A 14,647-nucleotide genomic window follows, 5' to 3' on the forward strand; every position below is an offset into this window, starting at 1 on the left:
TGAAGTGATGGGTGGCTGGCAGGTTTTCGCGGCGACGATGGTGATGGTCGGCGCGATGATGGCCATCGTGATGAGTGTGCGTCCCCAGCGCTTGCCCACCGGGCGCACCTCGGTCGCCGAGATCCGCCAGCGCCTGCTGGCCGAGTCGGTGCCGCCGGCGATGCCGGTGGCCGCGGCCCTGTCGCACGGCGCGCCGGACCACCGGCTCGAGGTGTCCGAGGCGCACCGCACCATGCAGCAGCACCTCGACTGCACCGTCGCCGACTGCCCCCGCAAGTCGGCGGCCTACCGGGTGCTGGTCGCGGCCGGTCGGATCAAGCCGCGCTGACCGCCGCGTTGCGTGGAACGGGCCCCCTTCCCGCCCCACGCCCACCGAGGGCAGCACGACCTGCGAGTTCGCCGAGTTCGACCCCCACACCCGCCGCCTGCTGCGGTCCACGGTCGCGAGATCGCTTTCCGTGTCCTTCGGCCCGGACCCGCCGACCTGGACGGTGCAGACCTCTCCCGGCGTGCATCCCTGCGCGGGCTCCCAGCGTGCTATCCCTGCGCGGCTCCCAGCGTGCATCTCGGCGCGGCTCCCAGGGTGTATCTCGGCGGGGCTCTCAGGGTGTATCTCGGCCGGGGCTCCCAGCGTGCATCTCGGCCGGAGCTCCCAGGGTGCGTCTCGGCGTGCTGTCCCGGAGCGGCCCTCAGGGTGCGTCCCGGCGTGTGTCTCGGCGGGGGCTCTCAGGGTGCGTCTCAGCGTGTGTCTCGGCGGGGTTCTCAGGGTGTGTCTCGGCGTGCTGTGTCGGCGGGGCTCTCAGGGTGTGTCTCGGCGTGCTGTGTCGGCGGGGCTCTCAGGGTGTGTCTCGGCGTGCTGTCTCGGCGGGGCTCTCAGCGTGCGTCTCGGCGTGCTGTCCAAGCGCCCTCCTCTTTCCCGGCGTGCTTTTGGCCGGGATCTGCTGGATGGTTGCTCTTCGGTCACTGATTGGTCGCTGATCTTGTCCGAGGGTGTTTCACTCTCGGATACTCGTGGGGAGCGTTCCGCCCCGCTGTCGGGGGCTTGCTGGTCGGGTCAGTGAGGCGAGGAGGCGGATATGACGGCACTCGATACCCCGCAGGAGCAGGTCTGGCCCGTGCGTGTGCGTGGACGAACGGACCGTCGGGCTCTCGCCCTCGGCGTCCTCGCCCTGCTGTCGGGTCTGCTGGGCGGCGACACCGTCATCCACGTCGTCGCCGTGCCGCGGACCTCGGCGTACTTCGCGATGGGCTCCGAAACCGCCTGGCTGGCAGCCGGTATGGGAGCGATCACGCTGTCGGCGGGCCTACTGGGCGTCGGGATGCTCGGCGATCGGTTCGGGCGTCGGCGGGTCCTGCTCGGCGGGGTGTTCGCGGTAGTCGTCGGCGCCTTCGTCACCACCTACGCGTCGGAATCCACGACCTTCCTCATCGGCCGAGCCGTCACCGGCGCGGGCCTCGCCGCCTGTTTCGTGACAGCGCTGGCGATCGTCGCGGCGCTGTACCCTCCGGAGGATATGCCGCGGGCCTTCGGCGTGTGGCTGGGTCTGCAGTCGGTGGCGATCATGGCCGCCGGTGTGGTCGGCGCCGCATTGGTAGACGGAACCACTTGGCGTACCGGCTATTTGATCACCGGCCTGGTCGCCGCGCTGCTCGTGGCGCTCGCCTGGCTGACCGTCCCGGATTCGAGGGCGGCCACACCGCGCCGCCTCGACGGTGTCGGCGTGTCGCTGGGGTCCGTCGCGCTCGCCGCTCTCGTCGGCGGGTTGTACAGGGCTGTCGATCGCGGATGGACCGATCCGCGGGCGTGGGGCGTGCTGGCCGCCGGGTCCGTGCTGATCGCACTGTTCGCGAGGTGGGAACTACACACGGCCGACCCCGCGGTTCCGGTGCGCCTGTTGACCTCCGCGCCCTTCGCCGCCACCTGGCTGACCGGGATGCTGGCCGGGTTCGCGGCCGCCGTCGTCGTTCTGCAGACGATCATCGCGCTGCACGAGCACCGGGGCCTGTCGGTGACCATGGTGATGATGGTCGCGGTTCCGCTGTATCTGGGCATGGTGCTCGGAGCGGATCTCGCCGCGCAGGCGCAAGAACGGGGGTGGTCGGCTCGGATGATGTACGTATCCGGTCTGATCTGTTGCGGGGTAGGCATTCTGGCGTTGGCACGAGTCGGTGCGAATGCCGAGCTGTGGGTGTATTCGGCGGTCTGCGCGGTGACCGGATTCGGTGTGATGTGGGCGCAGAACCCGCAGTCGGCGGTGCTCATGTCGGCGCTCCCGGCGGATCTGAGCGGTATGCTGGCGGCCGTGAAAACCGCTGCCGGGCAACTGGGTTTCGTGCTCGGTCTGGCCGCGACGTTATCGGTCGTCGACACGTTGCGCTTCACCGCGGGCATGGCCGTCATCGGCGCCCTCCTGCTCGCGGGTGCCTTGGTGATCGCGATCCTGCTGCGGCCCTGGGGCGTTCGGGCCGGGGGCACCCGGGGTACCGCCGTCGAGGCGTAGCGGTGTCACCGGCCGTTGCGACGTAGTGGCGAGCAGTCGGCGCGGTAACCGGCCCTGTCGTAGCGCCTCGTTACTCACGCACCCCCTGCTGATTCCCGCACCCGCTCCGGCAGCTGAGACCGGTGCGGGAATACGCAGGGAGTGCGCGAAGGGCTCAGCGCAGGAACTCGACGAGGGCCGTGTGGAATTCGGGGGTGGCGACGGCCGCGAGGTGGTCGCCGGGGACCACGGTCAACCGGGCATCGGGGAGGGCGGCGGCCAGGCGTTCGGGTTCGGCCGCGAAAGGATCCGCGTCGCCCGCGAGGACGAGGGTAGGCATCGCGACGGCCGTCAGGTCGTCGATCGGCGCCTCGTTCAGACCTGCGGCGACGGCGGCGATGGCGGGCAGGTCCGCGCCGACGGCCTCGGCGAGCAGCCGGAACAGCGCGCCCGGCATCGGCACCTGCGCGGCCTCGCCCCGCATGGCGGCGACGAGCTGTTCGGCGGTGATCGCCCGGTGGTCGATGCCGCCCAAGTCGACGACCCCGCATCCGACGCCGCCGATCGCCAGGCGGGTCACCCGCGCGTCGGCCGCGGCGACCAGCAGCGAGATGATCGCGCCCATCGAATAGCCCACCTGTACGACCTGGTCCAGGCCCAGTTCGTCGTACAGCGCTCGCACGTCGGCGGCCATGGCGGCCCACGAGTAGCGCGCCGGGTCGTGCGGCTTCTCCGAGCGGCCGTGCCCGCGCGCGTCGAGGGAGATCACCCGGTGGCCCGCCTCCCGCAGTGCCGTGACCACGCCGACGCTCATCCAGTTGGCGTTGGTATCGGCGACGATGCCGTGTTGCAGCACCACCGGAACTCCGTCGCCCTCCCACTCTCGGAAGTTGAGCTCCAAGCCGTCGAATGTCTCGAACTTCGCCATGGGCCGAGGCTAATCGGGTGAATGAACCAGCGGCACCCTGTCCACCGGCTGTTCCTCGAGCTGACCATGACCTACGGCTGCGGCTACTACAGCACGGCTTGGGTCTGGGTGACCTTGCCGACGAGTTTGTCCGCGTCGTCCCGGATTTCGGTCTCCACGACGATGAAGCTGCGCCCGGCGTGCAGCGGCGTCGCGGTGGCCACCGCGTGCCCGGACCGCACCGCGCGCAGGAAATTCGTCTTCGATTCCACGGTCGTCGTGCCCTGCCTGCCCTCGGGCAGATTCAGGTATGCGCAGACCGCGGCGGTCGAGTCCGCCAGCGACATCAGCACGCCGCCGTGCAGCGCCCCACCCAGTGTGCACAGGCTCTCGTCCCAGGCCAACCGGCTGCGCACCACCGCTCGCCCGTGCTCGAGCGCCTCGACGCCGAGCCGCTCGGTGAACGGCATGGTCTGGTGGAACAGCTGCGTGCCCGCGGTATCGATCATGGGACGAGCATGCCGGTCCCGGCGGGGCGGGTCGATTACCTGCCGGGTAATGGACCGGGGTATCGGGTGGCGGCCACGGACGGTTCACGACGGGGAAGTGCTCGCGTACGGCGGTCTCGGTGACGGTCGCGGAGACCACTCGTGGCCCGCCCGGCCACCAGTCGCCGGGCCCATGAGCTGCACCAGCGCGGACACCAGCAGCATGCGCACCAGCGTGGCGTCGATGACCAGCGCGATGATCATGCCGAGCCCGAGAAACTACATCGGAGTCAGCGGCGACAGCGTGAAGGCGCCGGTGACGACCACGAGAAGCGTTGCCGCGGCGGTGATTACACGGGCGGTCTTGACGACTCCGGTGTGGACCGGCGTCCGCGGTGGCGCGCATCGGATTTCCCGCGGGCAGCGCCGTAGGGTGGACGTCGCTGAGCCGGGCGCCGGTCAGCGGCATCGCGAGCACGATCAGCAGCGCGGTGATCGCGAGCGCCACGACGCCCGGCCACTTCAGCACCGCATCCGATTTTGCGCCCGCGCCCGTTTTGGCGCACAGCTCAACCGAGCCGCGCGATGATTGTGCGGGGCAACAGGGGGAGCGCGAGATTCAATGCGCGCCAAGGCCATTGCGGTACGCACGCGCGCACCGGCTCGCGCTCGATCGCGGCCACCATCGACGCGACGCCCTTGTCCATCGGCGTAACCAGCTTGGCGTCGCCGGCCTTGGCCGCCATATCGGTGGCGATGAATCCGGGCTGCACGGTGGTCACGGCGATCGGTCCGCGGCGCAGCTCGGTCGCCAAACCCTCGCCGAGCGCGGTGAGCCCGGCCTTGCTGGCGGAGTAGGCGGCCTTCTTCCCGGGCAGGCCGCGCACGGCGCTCATCGAGGAGATCAGCACCAGATGCCCGGAGTTCTGCTCCCGGAAGATCCGCAGGGCCGCCTCGGCCTGCGCGAGCGCGCTGACGAAATTGGTGGTGGCAGTCGCGATATTGGCGTCGGCCCGACCGGTGCCGAGCACCGCGCCCTTGCCCAGGCCCGCATTGACTACGACCCGGTCCAGCCCGCCGAGCTCGTCGCGGAGTTCGGCGAATACGACCGGCACCGCGGCGTGGTCGTCGACATCGAGTGCGCGGACGGCGACGGTGATACCGGGGCGCGCCGCGAGCAGTTCGTCGCGCAACTGCTCGAGATTGCCGACCCGGCGCGCGCAGAGCGCGAGATCGCGTCCTTGCTTCGCGAATTCGCGGGCCATACCCGCGCCGAGTCCCGAACTCGCTCCGGTAATGAGGATCCTGCGCCTGGTCATGCGCCCACCCTAATCGGGCGGATGCACGACCGATCGCGACTACATCAGGTCGTCGAATTCTCCGGCGCGGCATCCTTGGATCCACGCGGCGAGTTCGGCACGGGTGAACACCAGGGCGCCCGCCTCCGGCCGGTTGCTGTTGCGGACGGCCACCGTGGTGTCGGGCAACGGTGCGCACTCCACGCAGTTGCCGTCCGGTCCGCTGAAACTGGACTTGCGCCAACTGGTCGCGGGCAGCGCGGCGATGCGGGCCGCGTCCGACTCGGTCATGACTACCTCCAAGACAGGGTTTTCGATATGCGCTGGTTGCGATGTGCGTGGCGACATTGCCTAGCCGACAGAGGCCGGTCGCCCAGGTGGCAGCGGCCTCGATCCCCCTGGCTCAACTGGCGCAAGAACTGAGTAACCATTGGCAGTCGAGCTAATCGCGTCCTCACCGTACGTTCTGAATTCGGATAGCTGTAGGGTATTCGCCGAATTCGCAGGTTCACGACACAGCAGGTGGGGGCGCGTTCCGGGGTGTTTGCCGGGGTCGCTCCGCGCCAATATGGTTGCGGGAAGGATGCCAGTGCTCGGCGGCCGGTCACATAGTGCGACGTCAGAGCTGTTCCATCGAAGCGACTGCCGTTTGCCAACGGTCGGGCGGAGGCCGGTCCCGGGGCGTTCTGCACGCACAGGTGTTGTTGCATCTGATCGTGCAGAAGATTCTCGGGAATTCGCTGGATTCGCAGACCAATTCCTCTGTCGCGACACAGAACGACACCGGGAATACCGCGAATTCGGGTTTTCAGGACGTCCGGCGCGCACCGTCCGACGGCACCGCGACGAACGTGCGCGGCTCGGCGAAACCGGCCGTGCGGAACCGTTTCGCTATCGCGGCGGCTACCTGTTCGGTGTCGTCGGCCTCGGTCAGGGCGATGATGCTGCCGCCGAATCCGCCGCCCACCATGCGCGCGCCGTGCGCGCCCGCGGTCAGCGCGGTCTCGACCGCGGCGTCGAGTTGCGGGGTGGAGATCTCGAAGTCGTCGCGCAGCGAGGTGTGCCCGGCGGTCAGGGTCGGCCCGATCTCGCGCGGATCTCCACCGTCGCGCAGCGCCGCGACCACCGCCAGCACCCGGGCGTTCTCGGTGACGATGTGGCAGGCGCGCCGGCGTAGCACCGGGTCGGTGATGCGCTCCACCTCCGCGGCCTCGGTGACCTCGCGCAGCGACCGCACACCGAGCGCCGCCGCGGCCTGTTCGCATTCGGTGCGCCGCTTGCCGTAACCGCCGTCGATCAGTTGGTGGGGCGTGTTCGTGTCGACCACCAGCAACTCCAGCCCGGTCGCGGTCAGGTCGAACGGAACCTGCGCGTGCTCGCCCTTGCCGAAGTCGAGGAACAGCGCGTGCCCGGCCGTGCACAGCACCGAGGCGGACTGATCCAGTGTGCCGGTGGCGGCGCCGACATAGGAGTTCTCCGCCGCCCGGCCGATATCTATGAGTTCTGCGTCGGTCACCGGCAGCGTGAACAGGTCGCGCAGCGCGATCGCCACCGAGCACTCCACCGCCGCCGAGGACGACAGCCCGGCGCCGACCGGCACCGCGCCGTCCAGGTCCAGGACGACCCCCGGGATCTCGTGCCCGCGCCGGAGGTATTCGTGGACGACGCCGAGCGGGTAGCGGACCCAGCCTTCGGCGGACGACGTGGCGAGTCCGGCGATCGGTTCGACCGTCACCTCGCCGGGATGCTGGCGCGAGGTCACCCGGACGCGGCCGTCGGCGCCGGTGGCAGCCGTGCAGGTGACCGCCTGCGGCAGGGCGATCGGCAGTGCGTAGCCGTCGTTGTAGTCGGTGTGCTCGCCGATGATGTTGACCCGGCCGGGCGCGGCCCAGACTCCTTGTCGCGCCGGCGATCCGCTCGCGGTCACCGCACCTCCCGCAATTCGGCCGCCACCGTCTCCGGGGTGGTATCGCTGATGAAGACGTTCATGCCGGATTCCGACCCGGCCAGGTACTTCAGTTTCCCGGCCGCGCGGCGGATCGAGAACAGTTGCAGGTGCAGCCACCAATCCTCGCGTGGCACACCGGATTTCGGGGTCGGCGCCTGGTTCCAGGCCGCGATGTAGGGCATCGGGGTGTCGAAGCGGTGTGCGAACCGTTGCAGCACATCCAGATACAGCTCCGCGAAGCCGTCGCGCTGCGCGTCGTCGAGTTCGGGGAGGTCGGTGACCCGCCGGTGCGGATACAGCTGGACCTCGTACGGCCAGCGCGCGAACGGCGGGACGTAGGCCGTCCACTCCTCGTTGGCGGCGACCACGCGCACACCGGACGTTCGCTCGGCGGCCAGGAGGTCGCCGAACAGGTTGCCGCCGTGCGAGTTCCGGTACCGCGCCACATTCTCCGAGATCTTGGCGACGCGCGGCGTCACGAACGGGTAGGCGTAGATCTGCCCGTGCGGATGCGACAGCGTCACCCCGATCTCCTCGCCGTGATTCTCGAAGCAGAAAACCTGGCCCACGCCGTTCCGGTCGGCGAGTTCGGCGGTGCGGTGCGCCCACACGTCGACGACCAGCCGCGCCCGGCGTCGGTCCAGCCGCGCGAACGAACTGTCGTGCACGCTGGTGAAACACACCACCTCACAGCGGCCGTAGCCGTCGCGCAGCGGTGTCAGCGGCGAATCCTCCACGGTCGCTGGCAGTTCCGCGCTGCCGGTGGACAGCGACGGGAAGCGATTCTCGAAAACCGCCACCTGATAGTCGGATTCGGGAATCTCGGTGGATCGATCCGGGGTGGACGGGCACAGCGGGCACAGATCCGCGGGCGGGAGGAAGGTCCGGGTCTGTCGGTGCGAGGCGATCACGACCCATTCGCCCAGCAGGGGATCGAACCGGCGCTGGGAGTGGGTGGTGGTGTGCGGCAGATCGCGGGTGTCGGTCGCGGTGTGCGGGACGCCCGGATCCTCATCGAAGTACAGGATCTCTCGGCCGTCCGCCAGCTCCCGTCGGGTGGTGATCACCGCGCCCGGACCCGGGTGGGCGTGCGGTCGGGTGGCGGCGGCGCCATGACAACCTCCGATGGATGCGCGACAGACTCAGCCGGACAGTACACCGGATCAGTGTGAGCGCTCACATCGGGTGAATCGGGGACCGCGGCGCCGCGGGTCGCGGCGCCGCGGTGAACTCAGTACTCGCTGCCGAACGAGCCGCCGGGACCGTAGGAGCCGGTCGGCGGCGGCGCGGGCATCATCACCCAGGGGCCGCAGTTGGTGGCCTGGAACGCGACGTCGCCCGCCTTGATCAATACCCGGACCGGGCTGACCTTGGTGTGGTCGCTGGCGATGGCGAACTGGTTCGGGTCGGCGTCGCCCGGTTCCGGCACCTTCCGCAGGCGCTGCCAGAAGCAGCCGTGGGCGGGATCCGGCGTACCCGGCGCCTGATAGATGCCGGGCAGGATATCGATACCCACCCGGTACAGCCCGTCACCGGGCATGGCCGTCGCCGGTTGGGCGGCGGCCATGCCGGATCCGAGCATGGTCGCCGCGGACGCCACGGCGCCCGCGATCACAAACGTGCGTCCACGCACGGCGGTCCTCCTCGAGCTCATGTCCGGGCCGCCGGTCGGTACGGGCAGCCCTCGGAAGATCCCCGTGTCCTCCGGGGGTCCGGTCTATCAGAGTTCCACGTACCGGTTGGTCGATTCGGTGAGATTTGTGGTCATGCACCAACTTCGCGGAAATTGGTGTGCCGCCGACGATGCCGTTCCGGGGACTTCTCGCGATATTCCTGGCATGAGAGGCCCCCGAGCTATCCCCCACACCCGCGATACCGCATGCCGCGCCCGGTGCGCGCGACTGTGCACCCAGGCCGGACTGGCCGCGGTGCTCGCCTCCGATCAGGGGCTGCTGCACTGGCGGGCGGCGCGGCGGCTCGGGGATACCGGGCTGGCGGAGCACGCTGTGCAGGAGACGCTGCTGCGGGCTTGGCGCAGCTGCGCCACCTACGACCCGGACCGGGGCAGCGTGCGTACCTGGCTGTTGTCGATCGAGCGCAATGTCCTCACCGACATCGGCCGCATGCGCGCCGTGCGTCCGGCCGAGACCAGCTGGGACGACCTCGGGGAGATGCTCGACCCGCGCTTCGCCCGGCCGGATTTCACCGACACGCTGGCCGATGGGCTGCTGGTCACCGAGTTACTGCAACGGCTGCCCGATCCGCAGCGGGACGCGGTCGTCCAGGTGATCCTGCGCGACCGTGCTTACCGGGATGTTGCTGAGGATCTGGGCGTGCCGATCGGTACCGTCAAGACGCGCGTGCATTATGCGCTGCGGTCACTGCGTCAATTGCCGCGTGGGGCCTGACGACTCGGGGTAACGGTTCGATAACTGTGCTTGCGTGATGAGATTCCCGTTGCAAGAGTGAACCACTGGGTTTGGTGTTACTAGTGGGAAGGGAGGGGCGTTCCTTGTCTTGGGAGCGCCGTCCGAACATGAAGCCAAGCATCGTCAAGGCCGGTCTCAGCCTCGCCGTCACGGCCGCGGCGCTCGCACCATCCGCCGGGTTTCTCCCGGCGGTCGCAGTCGCCACCCCGACCGACCCGGACATGTCGACCAAGCTCACCGGTAAGACGGTGTTCCTGGATCCGGGTCACCAGGGGCCCAATCACACCGAGGACCTCCTGCGCCCGGTCGCCAACGGCCGCGGCGGCACCAAGGAGTGTCAGACGTCGGGCATGACCACCATCAACGGCGTGCCCGAACACACCATCGCGTGGAATGTCTCGCAGCTTGTCAGGCAGTCGCTGGAGGCGATGGGTGCCCGGGTGGTGCTCAGCCGTCAGGACGATACGGGGTGGGGCGGCTGTGTCGACGAGCGCGCGGCGGCGGCCAACCGATCCGGGGCCGATGTCGCGATCAGCATCCACGCCGATGGCGCGCCCGCGCAGAACCGCGGTTTCCATCTGATCGTGCCGGAGTTGCCGATTCCCGATCCCAAGGCCAACCAGGTGCAGTCGGGGGCGGGGCTGTCGGCGACCACAGTGGTCCGCGACGCCTATGTGCAGGGCGGGTTCTCGCCCGCCACCTACGGCGGCGCGGTCGACGGCCTGCAGACCCGCGCCGATATCGCCGGGCCCGCGCTGACCCAGGTGCCGGACGTGTTCCTGGAGATGGGCAACGGCGCCAACGCCGACGATGCCGCGCTGCTCGAATCCAAGGAGGGGCAGCTCAAGCACGCGGTCGCCATCGCCACCGGCCTGGCCGGGTACCTGCTGGGAGTCGGCGGCTCGCCCCTGCCGTCCGGTTCGGCCGACGGACGTGCCGCGGCCGATACCGTTCCAGGACAGGGGAATTCGCTGCCCGGAGGCGCGCCGCATGCCTCCGCGCCGCAGGCGCCCGGGGTCCCGGACGTCTCGGCACAGGGCGGGAACGCGCCGGGCGAACCACCGGGGTCGGCATCGACCGGCGGGCAAGGCGAGACAGCGCAGTCGTTGCCCGGTACGGCGGGGCAGCCCCTGCCTGGTGGTCAAGGCATACCCGGCGACCCGGGGCAGCCGTTGCCCGGTGGACAGACGACATCCGGTGCGACAGGCCAGACGTTGCCCGGCGGTGCGTCCACGCCTGGTGCGGCGGGGTCGGCGTCGCCAGATGGGCAAGCTGTGCCTGGTGGGGCGGGTCAGACGCTGCCGGGCGGCGCGGGGCAGGCGGTACCCGGTGGGCAGGCGCAGACGCTGCCGGGTGCGGCGGAGCAGCCGCTGCCGGACGGGACCGGTCGGATCACGCCCGGCGGGACGGGCGCGGGCCCGAACTCCCTCGGGGCCTACACGCCGGGCACGGCACCGAGTTCGCCCACGCCGAACACGTACACGGCGCCGAATGCCTCCACCCCCGGCACGTCCGGATACTCCGGCACCGCTCCGGGAGCCACCTCCCCGATGGGCGCCGGCCCGTCCACCGGCGGATCGCTGCCGGGCCAGGCGGGCACCGATTCGTCGGCGAGCACACTCGTCACCACCGCGATGCAACTGCTGCTCCCGCTGGCCGAGTCGCTGGGCATGGAGGACGCGACGGTCAACTCCCAGTTGATCAACCTGGCCTACACCCTGGTCTCCACCCTGATGGGCCCTGGCACCTCAGGCGACCCGAGCAGCCAGAACAGCCAGGGTTACCCGGGCGGCCAGGACCTCCCGGGTGGTCGCAGCACTCCGGGCACCCAGAGCACCCCGGGCACCCAGAGCACTCCGGGGACTCGGAGCGTTCCGGGCACCTAGAACACTCCGGGCGGCCAGAGCGTTCCGGGCGGCCAGGATCACCCGGGTGGTCGGGGCACTCCGGGCACCCAGAGCACTCCGGGCACTCGGAGCGTTTCGGGTAGCCAGGGCGTTTCGGGCAGTCAGACCACGCCGGGCTCCCAGGTCTCGAGCCGGTAGCCAGAGCCGCCGGTGCCAGCGAGCCAAGTAGTGATCGCTCGTCGGTCTGAGTGCACCGAGTTCGCGTCGCGCACAGCGCCCGCTCTCCCATAGGGGCGAGCGCGCTTGCCGTCGAGCCCCGGGATGGCCGACGCCCGGCTCGCGAACGAGGTGGATCAGCTCGCCGCGATCGTCGATCCCATTGTGATGGGGCGGAATCCGATTTTCTCCTGGACCTCGCCCGCAACGCTACACACACGCGCACTCGAAGGCACCCGGCATCATGAACGAGTGGAGTCGACGCAACAGACCGAGGCACATCAGCTCGCCGGGGAACGGGAGACGCTCACCGGCGTTCTGGATTTGCAGCGAGAAACGTTGGCCCGGAAGTGTGCCGGACTCACCGCCGACCAGCTTCGCCTGCGGGCCGTGGAGCCGTCGGCGCTGTCGCTGCTCGGTCTCGTCCGCCATCTGACCGATGTAGAACTAGGCTGGTTCGACCGCATCCTGTCCGGCGGGGATGCCCCGTTCCGGTACTGGCACGACGCCCCGGACGGCGCCGACTTCGACGTCGACGGCGCGGATGTCGACGAATCGCTTCGGTTGTGGCGCAGTGTCTGTGACCGGTCCCGCGCGATCGTCGCCGCCGTCGAGTCGCTCGACACCGTCGGTGTGCACGAGGCGACCGGCGATCGCTACAGCCTGCGCTGGATCCTCGTACACATGATCGAGGAATACGCTCGGCACAACGGGCACGCCGACCTCATCCGGGAGCGGATCGACGGCCGGACCGGCGCATAGACCCTGCGGGCGACGCGGGGCCGATCGCTACTATGGCCGGAATGCGCGCAGCGGACGATCTCGGCCGGGTGGACCGGCGCATCCCTGTCCTGGTCGTGGCCGGTTATCTGGGAGCGGGGAAGACGACGATGCTCAATCGCCTGCTGCGGCAGCGGCGGGCGCGAATCGGCGTGGTGGTCAACGACTTCGGGGCCGTCAATATCGACGCGATGCTGGTCGCGGGGCAGGTCGACGCGATGGTGTCACTCGGCAACGGCTGCGTGTGCTGCGCGGTCGACGTCGACGAACTCGACGGGCTGTTCGCGCGGCTGGCGGAGCCGCGCAACCGGATCGATGTGATCGTGGTCGAGGCCAGCGGGCTGGCCGAACCGCGGAACCTGATCCGCATGGTGCTCGGCAGCGACAACCCGCGCATCCGCTACGGCGGCCTGATCGAGGTCGTCGACGCCGAGCACTTCGACGACAGCCGGGCCCGGCATCCGGAGCTGGCCAGCCACCTGGGACTGGCCGACCTGGTGGTGCTGAACAAGGCCGACCGCGTGCCCGCGGAGCAGGTGACGCGGCTGCGGCGGGAGATCGGCGAGCTGGTGGGCGGCGTACCGGTGCACGCCACCAGCCACGGCCGGATCGACCCGAGCCTGCTGTTCGATCCGCCGCGGTCGCGTGCGCCGGTCGCCGAACAGCTCAGCTTCGACGAGCTGCTGGACGACCACGACCATCACGACGGCGACGGGCACCGGCACCTGCACGACGACTACGACAGCGTGTCCTTCGTCAGCGCCGACGACCTCGACCCGCGCCGCCTGGTCGGATTCCTCGAGGATCCGCCGCCGGGTCTGTTCCGGGCCAAGGGCCGCACCGCTTTCGGGGTGCGTGGGGAACAGCGGAAGTTCTTGCTGCACGTGGTCGGCCGCCACGTGGTGTTCGAACCGGCGGCCTGGGAGCGCGCCGAGGACCGTGAAACCCGTTTGGTGCTGATCGGGTCCGGCATGGACGCCGCCGCCACCACCGCGCGTCTGCACGATACCGTCCACACGGCCGCGGAACCCCTCGATGAACAGGCACTACTCCCGGTCTGGCGCTACGTGCCCCGTGAGATCAAGGACGCCGTCGAGGACCCGGACGATCTCGTCGAACTCGACCCCTTCGAGGAATTCGACGAGGTCGACGAACTCGACCAGTGAGCGAGCTTCGACGGCGCCGCCTATACCGCGCCGGTGTAGGGGTCCCAGGCGATTCCGGGGTCCGGGGCGTCCTCGCGGTGTACCGATGCCTGGATGAGGCCGTAGGGGCGGTCGTCGGCGTGGAATACCTCGCCCGCGTTGTCTAGGCCGAATCGGCCGAGGTCGTAGGAGAAGTGGTGCTTGTTGGGTGCGGACAGGCGGATCTCGGCCAGGCACGGATACGCCTCGAGCGCGGAGCGGCCCATATCGAACAGCGTCTGCTGCAACGCTTTCGACCGCAGGACCGCGAAGCGCTCGATGAGCACCGCCTTGATGCCCGCGTAGGTGGCATCCCAGTCCGCGGGGGGCGCGGCGAACCGCCAGCGCGCGACGAGACTGGTTGCCATCACCCGGTCGTGGGTCGGCTCCAGCACCGTGAACTCGTCGGTGAGAAATCCCGCGAACTCCGACCCGGTCGACTTGAGGATCACCAGATCCTCGACCCCGCCGATCACCCACTCGCGACGCCGAGAACCGCCGCCCTGCACCGTGATCGCCGCCGTGCGCACCTCCGGCCCGCGACGCGTCCAGGTGTGGTCGTGTGGCGCGCCATCGGCCTCGGCGCGCTCCCAGGCGTACTCCTCGATCTCGATCCGCGCCGAATGCACCGGCTCGACATCGCCGACGAAATGCCGCGCCAGGGCGAGGCCGTAGTCCTCGATGCTGCCCGACCCGTGGGTCTTCGCATAGGCGTAGACGGTCTGCTTCTGGGTGTCGGTCGGGAGGACGGTGCCCTGATCGCCGCTCACGTGCGCGGCCTCGAACTCGCCCCGCAGGCAGCAGGACACGTTCAGGTCGCGGATCTCGTGTCGCGCGGTGTCGCGGTAGATGCGCACCACGCGGTTCTCGGCTTTGCCGTACTGATTCGATCCGAGGACGATCTTGCCGGTCATATCGGTCATGGTCACTCCTCTGTCGTGCGGGACATCCACACCAGGTCGCGGGACTGCTTCTCCTTCACTGTGGCCTATCCCGGACGGTCCCCGGTTACCGGGCTGTTGCTGTTCGGGCGTCCGGCCTGTGTCGATCGTCACGGCCCGCGAGGCGCC

Annotated in this window: 15 protein-coding genes; 6 read left to right on the top strand and 9 right to left on the bottom strand. The window is 69.7% G+C overall.

Translation table 11 applies throughout. The features are described 5' to 3' along the window. Positions 1 to 7: 7 nt before the first annotated feature. Both ACYVLQ_RS16280 and ACYVLQ_RS16285 read left to right on the top strand, forming a co-directional pair. Positions 8 to 328, top strand: coding sequence for a hypothetical protein (locus ACYVLQ_RS16280; RefSeq protein WP_460698327.1), 321 nt, complete (start codon positions 8 to 10; stop codon positions 326 to 328). Between the two features lie 748 nt (positions 329 to 1,076). Continuing rightward, on the top strand, positions 1,077 to 2,501 hold the full coding sequence (locus tag ACYVLQ_RS16285) for an MFS transporter (RefSeq protein WP_460698328.1): 1,425 nt from the start codon (positions 1,077 to 1,079) through the stop codon (positions 2,499 to 2,501). 154 nt (positions 2,502 to 2,655) lie between these two features. On the opposite strand, the gene ACYVLQ_RS16290 is transcribed toward ACYVLQ_RS16285, so the two are convergent. The 8 genes from ACYVLQ_RS16290 to ACYVLQ_RS16325 all read right to left on the bottom strand — a co-directional run bounded on the left by ACYVLQ_RS16290 (position 2,656) and on the right by ACYVLQ_RS16325 (position 8,754). Next, the gene (locus ACYVLQ_RS16290; RefSeq protein WP_460698329.1) at positions 2,656 to 3,408 is read right to left on the bottom strand and encodes an alpha/beta fold hydrolase; all 753 of its coding nucleotides are present in this window, start codon (positions 3,406 to 3,408) and stop codon (positions 2,656 to 2,658) included. A gap of 86 nt (positions 3,409 to 3,494) precedes the next feature. Then, a complete protein-coding gene (locus ACYVLQ_RS16295) occupies positions 3,495 to 3,896 on the bottom strand; it encodes a PaaI family thioesterase (protein ID WP_460698330.1) in 402 nt (133 codons plus the stop codon). A gap of 84 nt (positions 3,897 to 3,980) precedes the next feature. Further along, on the bottom strand, positions 3,981 to 4,139 hold the full coding sequence (locus tag ACYVLQ_RS16300; RefSeq protein ID WP_460698331.1) for a hypothetical protein: 159 nt from the start codon (positions 4,137 to 4,139) through the stop codon (positions 3,981 to 3,983). A gap of 305 nt (positions 4,140 to 4,444) precedes the next feature. Next, positions 4,445 to 5,194 carry an SDR family oxidoreductase gene (locus ACYVLQ_RS16305; protein WP_460698332.1) on the bottom strand — a complete coding sequence of 250 codons (750 nt, stop codon included), beginning with the start codon at positions 5,192 to 5,194 and terminating at the stop codon, positions 4,445 to 4,447. A gap of 39 nt (positions 5,195 to 5,233) precedes the next feature. Continuing rightward, positions 5,234 to 5,464 (bottom strand): DUF397 domain-containing protein, encoded by a 231-nt coding sequence (locus ACYVLQ_RS16310; protein ID WP_460698333.1) that lies wholly within the window; start codon positions 5,462 to 5,464, stop codon positions 5,234 to 5,236. A gap of 517 nt (positions 5,465 to 5,981) precedes the next feature. Then, on the bottom strand, positions 5,982 to 7,100 hold the full coding sequence (gene galK / locus ACYVLQ_RS16315) for a galactokinase (RefSeq protein ID WP_460698334.1): 1,119 nt from the start codon (positions 7,098 to 7,100) through the stop codon (positions 5,982 to 5,984). Continuing rightward, positions 7,097 to 8,167, bottom strand: coding sequence for a galactose-1-phosphate uridylyltransferase (gene galT, locus ACYVLQ_RS16320; protein ID WP_460698565.1), 1,071 nt, complete (start codon positions 8,165 to 8,167; stop codon positions 7,097 to 7,099). The genes galK and galT overlap by 4 nt, the downstream gene beginning before the upstream one ends. A gap of 185 nt (positions 8,168 to 8,352) precedes the next feature. After that, entirely contained in the window at positions 8,353 to 8,754 is a 402-nt protein-coding gene (locus tag ACYVLQ_RS16325; RefSeq protein ID WP_460698335.1) for a hypothetical protein, read from the bottom strand. A 205-nt stretch (positions 8,755 to 8,959) separates the two neighbouring features. On the opposite strand from ACYVLQ_RS16325, the gene ACYVLQ_RS16330 reads away from it, so the two are divergent. The 4 genes from ACYVLQ_RS16330 (at position 8,960) to ACYVLQ_RS16345 (ending at position 13,559) form a co-directional block, all read left to right on the top strand. Next, positions 8,960 to 9,529, top strand: coding sequence for a sigma-70 family RNA polymerase sigma factor (locus ACYVLQ_RS16330; RefSeq protein ID WP_460698336.1), 570 nt, complete (start codon positions 8,960 to 8,962; stop codon positions 9,527 to 9,529). A 128-nt stretch (positions 9,530 to 9,657) separates the two neighbouring features. Next, positions 9,658 to 11,436 (top strand): N-acetylmuramoyl-L-alanine amidase, encoded by a 1,779-nt coding sequence (locus ACYVLQ_RS16335; protein WP_460698337.1) that lies wholly within the window; start codon positions 9,658 to 9,660, stop codon positions 11,434 to 11,436. 429 nt (positions 11,437 to 11,865) lie between these two features. Next, a complete protein-coding gene (locus ACYVLQ_RS16340; RefSeq protein WP_460698338.1) occupies positions 11,866 to 12,375 on the top strand; it encodes a DinB family protein in 510 nt (169 codons plus the stop codon). A gap of 41 nt (positions 12,376 to 12,416) precedes the next feature. Then, entirely contained in the window at positions 12,417 to 13,559 is a 1,143-nt protein-coding gene (locus tag ACYVLQ_RS16345) for a CobW family GTP-binding protein (protein WP_460698339.1), read from the top strand. Positions 13,560 to 13,579: 20 nt separating this feature from the next. On the opposite strand, the gene pucL is transcribed toward ACYVLQ_RS16345, so the two are convergent. After that, positions 13,580 to 14,500, bottom strand: a complete 921-nt coding sequence (pucL, locus tag ACYVLQ_RS16350) for a factor-independent urate hydroxylase (RefSeq protein WP_460698340.1) — start codon at positions 14,498 to 14,500, stop codon at positions 13,580 to 13,582. Positions 14,501 to 14,647: the final 147 nt, after the last annotated feature.

The sequence above is a fragment of the Nocardia thraciensis genome, assembly GCF_054782435.1.

Bases quoted from the DNA above. Each gene is read 5' to 3' on its own strand.
- ACYVLQ_RS16290 (WP_460698329.1), bottom strand. From the start codon at position 3,408: ATGGCGAAGTTCGAGACATTCGACGGCTTGGAGCTCAACTTCCGAGAG.
- ACYVLQ_RS16345 (WP_460698339.1), top strand. From the start codon at position 12,417: ATGCGCGCAGCGGACGATCTCGGCCGGGTGGACCGGCGCATCCCTGTC.
- ACYVLQ_RS16310 (WP_460698333.1), bottom strand. From the start codon at position 5,464: ATGACCGAGTCGGACGCGGCCCGCATCGCCGCGCTGCCCGCGACCAGT.
- ACYVLQ_RS16335 (WP_460698337.1), top strand. From the start codon at position 9,658: ATGAAGCCAAGCATCGTCAAGGCCGGTCTCAGCCTCGCCGTCACGGCC.
- pucL (WP_460698340.1), bottom strand. From the start codon at position 14,500: ATGACCGATATGACCGGCAAGATCGTCCTCGGATCGAATCAGTACGGC.
- ACYVLQ_RS16285 (WP_460698328.1), top strand. From the start codon at position 1,077: ATGACGGCACTCGATACCCCGCAGGAGCAGGTCTGGCCCGTGCGTGTG.
- ACYVLQ_RS16300 (WP_460698331.1), bottom strand. From the start codon at position 4,139: ATGATCATCGCGCTGGTCATCGACGCCACGCTGGTGCGCATGCTGCTG.
- ACYVLQ_RS16305 (WP_460698332.1), bottom strand. From the start codon at position 5,194: ATGACCAGGCGCAGGATCCTCATTACCGGAGCGAGTTCGGGACTCGGC.
- ACYVLQ_RS16330 (WP_460698336.1), top strand. From the start codon at position 8,960: ATGAGAGGCCCCCGAGCTATCCCCCACACCCGCGATACCGCATGCCGC.
- ACYVLQ_RS16280 (WP_460698327.1), top strand. From the start codon at position 8: ATGGGTGGCTGGCAGGTTTTCGCGGCGACGATGGTGATGGTCGGCGCG.
- ACYVLQ_RS16295 (WP_460698330.1), bottom strand. From the start codon at position 3,896: ATGATCGATACCGCGGGCACGCAGCTGTTCCACCAGACCATGCCGTTC.